This is a genomic window from Mesorhizobium sp. M7A.F.Ca.MR.176.00.0.0 (assembly GCF_004023165.1).
Classification (GTDB): Bacteria; Pseudomonadota; Alphaproteobacteria; order Rhizobiales; family Rhizobiaceae; genus Mesorhizobium.
Map to the genome: position 1 here is coordinate 1 of NZ_RZTC01000175.1, position 7,927 is coordinate 7,927.

General features: G+C 61.4%; 10 protein-coding genes. 5 read left to right on the forward strand and 5 right to left on the reverse strand.

Translation table 11 applies throughout. The features are described from left to right. Positions 1-843: pantoate--beta-alanine ligase (panC, locus tag EOB59_RS32420; protein WP_128290147.1), on the forward strand; the 843-nt coding region annotated here is incomplete at its 5' end. A 39-nt stretch (positions 844-882) separates the two neighbouring features. Here the strand turns inward: panC and EOB59_RS32425 are convergent. The 3 genes from EOB59_RS32425 to gatB all read right to left on the reverse strand — a co-directional run bounded on the left by EOB59_RS32425 (position 883) and on the right by gatB (position 3,302). Then, a complete protein-coding gene (locus tag EOB59_RS32425; protein WP_027039201.1) occupies positions 883-1,227 on the reverse strand; it encodes a hypothetical protein in 345 nt (114 codons plus the stop codon). A gap of 82 nt (positions 1,228-1,309) precedes the next feature. Then, positions 1,310-1,798 carry a GNAT family N-acetyltransferase gene (locus EOB59_RS32430; protein ID WP_127397922.1) on the reverse strand — a complete coding sequence of 163 codons (489 nt, stop codon included), beginning with the start codon at positions 1,796-1,798 and terminating at the stop codon, positions 1,310-1,312. Positions 1,799-1,802: 4 nt separating this feature from the next. Then, positions 1,803-3,302, reverse strand: a complete 1,500-nt coding sequence (gene gatB / locus EOB59_RS32435) for an Asp-tRNA(Asn)/Glu-tRNA(Gln) amidotransferase subunit GatB (protein ID WP_127397924.1) — start codon at positions 3,300-3,302, stop codon at positions 1,803-1,805. Positions 3,303-3,592: 290 nt separating this feature from the next. On the opposite strand from gatB, the gene EOB59_RS32445 reads away from it, so the two are divergent. Then, positions 3,593-3,850, forward strand: a complete 258-nt coding sequence (locus EOB59_RS32445; protein WP_127280952.1) for a YjhX family toxin — start codon at positions 3,593-3,595, stop codon at positions 3,848-3,850. Between the two features lie 48 nt (positions 3,851-3,898). Here the strand turns inward: EOB59_RS32445 and EOB59_RS32450 are convergent, their stop codons facing one another. Both EOB59_RS32450 and EOB59_RS32455 read right to left on the reverse strand, forming a co-directional pair. After that, entirely contained in the window at positions 3,899-4,330 is a 432-nt protein-coding gene (locus EOB59_RS32450) for a CBS domain-containing protein (protein WP_027039198.1), read from the reverse strand. An 87-nt stretch (positions 4,331-4,417) separates the two neighbouring features. Then, positions 4,418-5,176 carry a rhomboid family intramembrane serine protease gene (locus EOB59_RS32455; protein ID WP_127322494.1) on the reverse strand — a complete coding sequence of 253 codons (759 nt, stop codon included), beginning with the start codon at positions 5,174-5,176 and terminating at the stop codon, positions 4,418-4,420. Positions 5,177-5,564: 388 nt separating this feature from the next. Here EOB59_RS32455 and EOB59_RS32460 point away from each other — a divergent pair, with 388 nt between their 5' ends. The 3 genes from EOB59_RS32460 (at position 5,565) to EOB59_RS32470 (ending at position 7,867) form a co-directional block, all read left to right on the forward strand. Further along, positions 5,565-6,197, forward strand: a complete 633-nt coding sequence (locus EOB59_RS32460) for a PAS domain-containing protein (protein ID WP_023812148.1) — start codon at positions 5,565-5,567, stop codon at positions 6,195-6,197. Between the two features lie 177 nt (positions 6,198-6,374). Continuing rightward, positions 6,375-6,992, forward strand: coding sequence for a PilZ domain-containing protein (locus tag EOB59_RS32465; protein WP_023812149.1), 618 nt, complete (start codon positions 6,375-6,377; stop codon positions 6,990-6,992). Positions 6,993-7,258: 266 nt separating this feature from the next. Continuing rightward, a complete protein-coding gene (locus EOB59_RS32470; protein WP_128290148.1) occupies positions 7,259-7,867 on the forward strand; it encodes a transglutaminase-like cysteine peptidase in 609 nt (202 codons plus the stop codon). The last annotated feature ends 60 nt before the right edge of the window (positions 7,868-7,927 follow it).

Consider the following 7,927-nt stretch of genomic DNA (forward strand, 5'->3'; position numbering starts at 1 on the left):
CCCGTCGTCGTCGACAGCGTAGCCGCACTGCGCGCGCAAATCCGGGACTGGCGGCGCGACGGCCTTCGTGTCGCCATGGTGCCGACCATGGGTGCTTTGCATGACGGACACATCTCGCTGGTCAGGATCGCGCTCCAAAAAGCCGAGCGCTGCGTCGTGTCGATCTTCGTCAATCCGACGCAGTTCGCGCCGAGCGAAGACCTCGACAAGTACCCGCGCCAACTCGCCCGCGACCTCGACCAACTGGGCGCGGCAAACGCCGACCTTGCCTTCACACCGACGGTTGGCGAGATGTATCCCGCCGGCTTCGCCACGAAAATCTCGGTCGGCGGCCCCTCAGCCGGGCTCGAATCGGACTTTCGGCCGACCTTTTTCGACGGCGTCGCCACCGTGGTGGCAAAGCTCCTCCTGCAGGCAACGCCCGACTGTGCGGTCTTCGGCGAGAAGGACTACCAGCAGCTTTGCGTGGTGAGGCAGCTCTGCCGCGACCTGGACCTGCCTGTCGAGATCATCAGCGCACCGACGATCCGCGACGCGCATGGTCTCGCCATGTCGTCACGCAACGCCTATCTCGATGAGGCCGAACTGAAGATCGCCCGCCAACTCAACGTCACATTGCGCAATACGGCTGCGGCGCTGGCGGCAGGCGCCGGGCAGAGCGACGCAACCGAAGAGGCCAGCCGCGCCCTCATCGCCGCCGGCTTTCAGAAGGTCGACTATGTCGAGGTACGCCAAAGCCTGACGCTTGCGCCATGGCGCCGAAACCGCGAAGGGCGTCTTCTCGCGGCAGCATGGCTCGGCAAGACCAGGCTGATCGACAATGTGGGGGTTCCCGCTGCCTAGCGCGAAGGCTCGATCCTCCGCGGCGGATTGCTGCCGCGCCTAGCTCTCGCTCTTTTGTCGGCCGGCCCTGACGATCAGGTGTCCCGCGACGATCCCAACCACCCCGGCAAGGGCTTTCACCAATGCATCGATGAGGCGTGCATGGCGACCGGGATCAATGAGCTGAAGCAGTTCCAGCATGCCGGCGGTCACAGCCACGAAGATGACGACCTGATACAGTCGGTTGGGGAAGCCGATCGCCAGGGCGAAGCCCAGCAGGACATAAGCCAAGGCACGCTCGACATTCGCTTCAGCGAGGTGCGGCCGCATCTGGATCGGCGACAAGGTCGCGAAAATGATGATGGCGAGCAGCGCCAGCGCTGTAATGCGGGACAGTTTGGTCATGCCCTTGCATATCCGTCGTGAGCCGGCACAGCAAACGCCGCGATGACGCATGGCCGGATCGCTCTATTCATCCGGTGTCAATCTATCCGAGCGACTTCTCGAAACTCAGCGTCGTCGGCCTTGAGGTATCACGGGACTCCTCCGCGGCACTGACAGGCAAGAACCCTTTCGACCGATAGAAGGCGATGGCGCCGCCATTGGCCTCCTCGACCTCGACGCGCAGCGTTCGCGCTTCCGGGAAACTGGCCTCGACCTCGTCGAGCAGTGCTTGCCCGATCCCGCGCCTTTGGCAGTCCGGATGGACGTAGAGCTGGTTCAGCAGGATGATTTTCGCATCGGCGGTGGCGGCGGCGAAAGCCATGCCACCGATCCGCTTGCCGTCATCGGCGACCAGGAATTCCGAATTCGGCCGCGTCAGCCGCGAGCGGAGCGAAGCGATCGAGTGCCATTCGTCGGTGATCTCGGTGACTTTGGCAGCGCCATAAATGGCGTCATAGGTCGCATGCCACGTTTCCACCAGCAGCGTCCGCACAGCGGCAAGGTCGCGTTCACCTGCGGTGCGGACGAACACGGCGCTACTCGATGCCCAGCTTGGCCTTGACGAGGTCGTTGACGGCTTGCGGGTTGGCCTTGCCGCCGGTCGCCTTCATCACCTGGCCGACGAACCAGCCGGCCATGCTCGGCTTGGCGCGCGCCTGTTCGACCTTGTCAGGGTTGGCGGCAATAACGTCCTCGACGGCCTTCTCGATGGCGCCGGTGTCGGTGACCTGCTTCATGCCACGGCTCTCGACCAGTTGGCGAGGGTCGCCGCCCTCATTCCAGACGATCTCGAACAGGTCCTTGGCGATCTTGCCGGAGATGGTGCCATCCTTGATCAGATCGATGACCGCACCGAGCTGCTCGGGCGAAACCGGAGCGTTTTCAATGTCTTTTCCGGCCTTGTTCAATTGCCCGAGCAGATCGTTGATGACCCAGTTGGCGGCGAGCTTGCCGTCGCGGCCGGCGGCCACCTTCTCGAAATAATCGGCGATCGGCTTTTCCGACACCAGGATCGAGGCGTCATAGACGGACAGGCCGAGCGACGCGATCAGCCGCGCCTTCTTGTCGTCCGGCAGTTCCGGCAATTCCTTGGCCAGCGCATCGACATAGGCCTGGTCGAATTCCAGCGGCAAAAGGTCGGGATCGGGGAAGTAGCGGTAATCATGCGCCTCTTCCTTGGAGCGCATCGAGCGCGTCTCGCCCTTGACGGCGTCGAACAGCCGCGTCTCCTGATCGATCTTGCCGCCGTCCTCGAGAATGGCGATCTGCCGGCGCGCCTCATAGTCGATGGCCTGGCCGATGAAGCGGATCGAGTTGACGTTCTTGATCTCGCAGCGCGTGCCGAACTCGCCGCCCGGCCTGCGCACCGAAACGTTGACGTCGGCGCGCATCGAACCTTCGTCCATGTTGCCGTCGCAGGTGCCGAGATAGCGCACGATGGTGCGCAGCTTGGTGACATAAGCCTTGGCCTCGTCGGCCGAGCGCATGTCCGGCTTGGAGACGATCTCCATCAGCGCCACGCCGGAGCGGTTGAGATCGACATAGGACATGGTCGCATGCTGGTCGTGCATCGACTTGCCGGCATCCTGCTCCAGATGCAGCCGCTCGATGCCGACCTCGATGTCCTCGAATTCGCCCTGGCGGTCCGGGCCGACCGAAACGATCACCGTGCCTTCGCCGACGATCGGCTGCTTGAACTGCGAGATCTGGTAGCCCTGCGGCAGGTCGGGATAAAAGTAGTTCTTCCGATCGAAGACCGACTTGTGGTTGATCTGCGCCTTCAGCCCCAGGCCGGTGCGGATCGCCTGCTTGACGCATTCCTCGTTGATGACCGGCAGCATGCCCGGCATCGCCGCATCGACCAGGCTGACATTGGCGTTGGGCGGCGCGCCGAAGGCCGTCGAGGCGCCCGAAAACAGCTTTGCTTCCGACGTGACCTGCGCATGGACCTCGAGGCCGATGATGATCTCCCAGTCGCCGGTGGCGCCGGGGATCAGGCGTTTTGCGTCAGGAGTACGGGTGTCGATGAGGGACATGGCGGCCTGCGAATTGCGGTGAGTGATTTCACGTTTGAACGTGAATTTCACGTCGAACGTGAAATCATTCGCTAGTGCAAACCGCCAAAAGAGACAAGCGCAAAGCCACGGACTGGCCTTTTCAGCCGCTTTCGCCTATAGGACGCTCATTCCAATGGAGAGTGGATGTCCACTTACGCTCAGTCCCGGTAAGGCCCTGACCTCTTGGCGAGGCAGGGCAGAAAACCTGAAACCCCGTGCCGCGAAGCTTCGCGGCGGCGGCATTTTTTGTTTTCCCGGAAAACTCTCACATGGATATTTCGCGCACTGAACAGCGCATCCTGCACCTGCTCGCGCAGGGCGGACGCATTGAAATCGAAAAGAACGACAAGAAGCGGATCGCCTCCGTCAAATGCCTGACCCGCGACGGCTGGCACTATCCGGACGTCGATCTCGACCTGTTTCGAAAGCTGAAGCGGAAGAAGGCGGTTTCTTCGTCGGGAGGCGGCCCCTACCGCATCACCCGGCGCGGGCTCGCACTCGTCCGCTCCGAACTCGACAACAGGTAGCCCGCGGTTCCGCCGGTCGGTTCTCCGGCCGGCGGTTCGCCTCACCGTTCAGGCAGTGGCGATATAGGCCCTGATCTGGTCGGCCTCGCGCTCGACATCCTCGATGCGGCGCTTGACCACGTCGCCGATGGACACGATGCCATCGAGCATGCCGTCCTTTTCCACCGGCAGATGGCGGAAACGGCCGCGGGTCATAATCTCCATCACCTCGTTGACGGTGTGATTTTCGTTGCAGATCTTCACCTTCGGCGTCATCGCCGAACGCACCGCGATATCGAGCGCGGCTCCACCTTCCCGGGCGACAACCCGGACGATGTCGCGCTCTGACAGGATGCCGACGATCTTGCGATCGCCATTGGTGATGACCAGCGCACCGATCTTGTGCTCTGCCAGGATGCGGATGGCTTCGCTCAGCTTTTCGTTCGGCCCGAGCGTCAACACGTCATGGCCTTTTCTCTCGAGAATTGCCTTCACCGTCATGGCGTCCTCCTCTGCTTTGCCTGCCGGTTCCTGCCCTGACCGGCCTTCACGTAAGAGTGAACATCGTGCGCCGTGATCGGTTGCATTTCAAGTGCGGTGGTCAGTCGTTTCCCACTCGGGCGCCTGCCATCGCCTGTCGAACCAGCGCAGGCCGAAGAAGCCCGCGACAAAGCCGCCAATATGAGCCTCCCAGGCGATCTGACCATCTACCCCTGGGGCAAACCCGAGCAGGCCGGTGGCGAGATTGATGACCATCCACATGGCGAGGAAGATCACGACACCGCGCAGGCGCAATACGAATGCGATCGGCAGCACAGGGCCGGCGAAGGCGGCCTTGCCGGCCGAACGGTCGGTGCGGAAGCCGAAACGCGCCGCAGCCCCCATCATGCCCGATATTGCACCGGAAGCCCCGACCAGCGGCGCCTCACCATAAGGATGCATCGCCCAGAAAAGCGCGACCGAAGCCAACCCGGTTGCGGCAAAAAACAGCGCGAACCACAGCGTTCCCAGACGGTTTGCCAATGGTGAACCAAACGCGGCGAGCCACACCATGTTGATGGCGATGTGGGCAAAGCCGCCATGCATGAAGGCATAGGTGAAGGGCCGCGAAAACAGGAACCAGTCGAAGCCGTATTGCCCGGTGTAGAGAACGGGGATGAAGGCCCCGTCATACAGCAATGTCATCTGCTGGGATTCGCTCAACACATATTGCTGCAACAGGTAGACGACGACGCAGATGCCGATCACCGCCAGCACGACGGGCGGCAGGTTGAACACCGGCTCGCGCCGCGGTTCGGGTGCGCCCTCGACCGGGTCGACTTCCGAGGGAGATGCCGGTTCACTCATTTGAAATTGCACTCTGCGGGATTCGGGGTTCGAGCATCTAGATCACCACGGACCGAACCGCAAACCGCGAATCGCCGCGGCGCGAATCAAAAAAGAAGCCGTTCAAGGTTTCCCTTGAACGGCTGGTCGAGCCCCCTGCTCCCCTAAAACTCTTGACTGAAGTGCTGCCGATCGTCGCGAAACGACCGCTTCTGGAGTGGTTTTTGTGTGCCACGGGGCTCGCTTCGATGCAACGTAAACCACTTGTTAACCTTAACGGCCCCGACCCGTGAACAAGTGTTAACGACGCTGGCACGCTTCCTGCTCCGCAACGCATGTAGGTCATCGGAGGGCGCCCTTCTGTTCACCGATGGGACATCAGACGACAGAATGCGCGGAGCAGCATAGCATGAACCAGAATGGATCGATCACGCTGTTCCAATATTGGAATCGCCTGCGTGACGGACGTCCTGCCCCGAAGCGTTCGGAGGTCGAGCCGGCCGACATCAAGTCGCTGCTGGCCGACACCTTTATCCTGGAACGGGACACGCGCGGGCAAGCCGTATTCCGGCTGGCCGGCACCAGGCTTTGCGCCTGCTACGGCCGCGAACTCAAGGGGTTTTCCTTTCCATCGCTGTGGCGCGAGAAGGATCAGCGGCTCGTCTCGCGGCTGATCCATGGCGTCTTCGAGCAGAAGTCGGTCGTGCTCATCAGCTATGAGGGTTTCAGCCGCAACGGGCGTTCCAACAAGTTCGAACTGCTTGCCCTGCCGCTGGACGGCGGCGTCGAAAATCCGCGCTGCCTGGGCGTCATCAGTGCCGTGGAGAAACCCTTCTGGCTGGGTGCCGATCCGATCACCGATGCGTTGATCGATTCGATACGCGTCATCGATCCGGAGAAGGAGCTTCTCAACAATCGCCCGGCGATCGATGTTCCCTCGCTCGTTCCCGATGAACTTGGAGCACCCGAGACGATCTCGGCACTCGGCCGGGCGCGCCGCATCCGCCATCTCGTCGTGTTCGATGGCGGGCGCGAGGAATAGTCCCTTTGCGGCCTGATGCACGTCGCTCAAAACTGCGCGGCTGTTTTGGCACCGCGACCTGCAAAAAGGAAACCCCTGGAGCGCCCGCTTTTTCCCTTTGTTAACCCGCTTTGTTGTACTTCTCTGATGAAGTTCCTCGCATCGGCGCGCGGGATGCCAAACGGGGTGTAGGCAGTCATGAGGTCAGCGGCGGTCGACTATGCGCCGTCCCAAGCTGAAAGGCGTAACTTTCAGCGCGTCCGGGTTAAAATCTACGGACGCTTCATGCTGGAAGACCGCACCGAACACCCCTGCCAGGTCGTCGACATGTCACCGGGCAATGTCGCGTTTCGCACCGACCGCATCGGCATGCCCGGCGAAAAAATCATTGCCTACATCGATCATATCGGCCGCATCGAAGGTGTCGTCACCCGCACCTTACAGGACGGTTTCGCGATGACCGTCATCGCGTCGGATCGCAAGAAGGACAAGCTGGCCGCGCAATTGACCTGGCTCGCCAACAAGCATGAACTCGACCTGCCGGAAGATCGCCGCCACGAGCGCGTCGCGCCGCGCAATCCGACCAGCGTGCTGCAGCTCACCGACGGCCGCCAGTACCAATGCCGTATCATCGACCTTTCGCTCTCCGGCGCCGCGGTCGAGATCGACGTCAAGCCGGCGATTGGCATCCAGGTTATGCTTGGCACCATGCGCGGGCAGGTCGTGCGTCATTTCGAGGACGGCGTCGCCATCGAATTCGCTGTGATCCAGCGCCCCGAAACGCTCGATTCCGAATTCAACACGCCACGCACCTGAGCAGACAGCGACACTCCAGGAAACCGGCCCTTGTGGCCGGTTTTTTGTTTTCGACGCCATGAGCTGCATGCTTAGGCCACTCTTGGCGGGGCTTGGCAGCCCTCCGCGCGTCGAGATTGGCGCCTCAAAATCCAAACGAATTAATACTGAAATGATTCAAATTTTACGTTTATTCTACTGGAGTTTTACTCAATATCTACTTCGAGCTTTTGCGTCAAATAAATCCGCATGTGGCAATGTCTCCTTCGAACGGGGAGACTACAACAATGAAGAAAACGAGGGGCAAGCTGTTGCTGGTGGCAATGGCGATGCAGCTTTCCGCTTGGGGATCAGCATATGCCGCGGGACCGGCCTATATGCACACCGGCGGACGCACCACCCAGCCTGTTGGCCATTATGAGTTCTGCCAGCGCAGTCCTGGCGAATGCAGCGAACGGACCCCGAAGGGTGCGCCGGTCGAACTGACCCGCAAACTGTGGGCGACGATCGTCAAGATCAACAATTCGGTCAACACCCGCATCAAGCCACGCACCGACATGGAAAACTACGGTGTCGAGGAATATTGGGCCTATCCGGCCAATGGCTATGGCGATTGCGAGGACTACGCGCTGGAAAAGCGCCGCGAGTTGTTGGATGCCGGCGTCCCCGCCGGCAATCTGCTGATGACGGTGGCGCGCCAGCCGAATGGCGACGGCCACGCGGTGCTGACCGTGCGCACGAGCCTTGGAGAATTCATCCTCGACAATCTGGAAACCAAAGTCCTGTCCTGGACGGACACCGACTACACCTATCTCAAGCGCCAGTCGGACCAGAATTCCGGCGTTTGGGTGACGATCAATGACGGCCGCTCCGACGCGGTCGCCAGCGTCCGCTAGAACAGAGCTCAAGCGCGCCGCGTAAATGCGAGGCGCTTCAGGAGAAACCCGGTCGAGTCC

What these genes read in the sequence shown, in the direction of transcription:
- EOB59_RS32455 (WP_127322494.1), bottom strand. Translation starts at nt 5,176, where the DNA reads ATGAGTGAACCGGCATCTCCCTCGGAAGTCGACCCGGTCGAGGGCGCA.
- EOB59_RS32425 (WP_027039201.1), bottom strand. Translation starts at nt 1,227, where the DNA reads ATGACCAAACTGTCCCGCATTACAGCGCTGGCGCTGCTCGCCATCATC.
- EOB59_RS32465 (WP_023812149.1), top strand. Translation starts at nt 6,375, where the DNA reads ATGAGGTCAGCGGCGGTCGACTATGCGCCGTCCCAAGCTGAAAGGCGT.
- EOB59_RS32450 (WP_027039198.1), bottom strand. Translation starts at nt 4,330, where the DNA reads ATGACGGTGAAGGCAATTCTCGAGAGAAAAGGCCATGACGTGTTGACG.
- EOB59_RS32445 (WP_127280952.1), top strand. Translation starts at nt 3,593, where the DNA reads ATGGATATTTCGCGCACTGAACAGCGCATCCTGCACCTGCTCGCGCAG.
- gatB (WP_127397924.1), bottom strand. Translation starts at nt 3,302, where the DNA reads ATGTCCCTCATCGACACCCGTACTCCTGACGCAAAACGCCTGATCCCC.
- EOB59_RS32470 (WP_128290148.1), top strand. Translation starts at nt 7,259, where the DNA reads ATGAAGAAAACGAGGGGCAAGCTGTTGCTGGTGGCAATGGCGATGCAG.
- EOB59_RS32460 (WP_023812148.1), top strand. Translation starts at nt 5,565, where the DNA reads ATGAACCAGAATGGATCGATCACGCTGTTCCAATATTGGAATCGCCTG.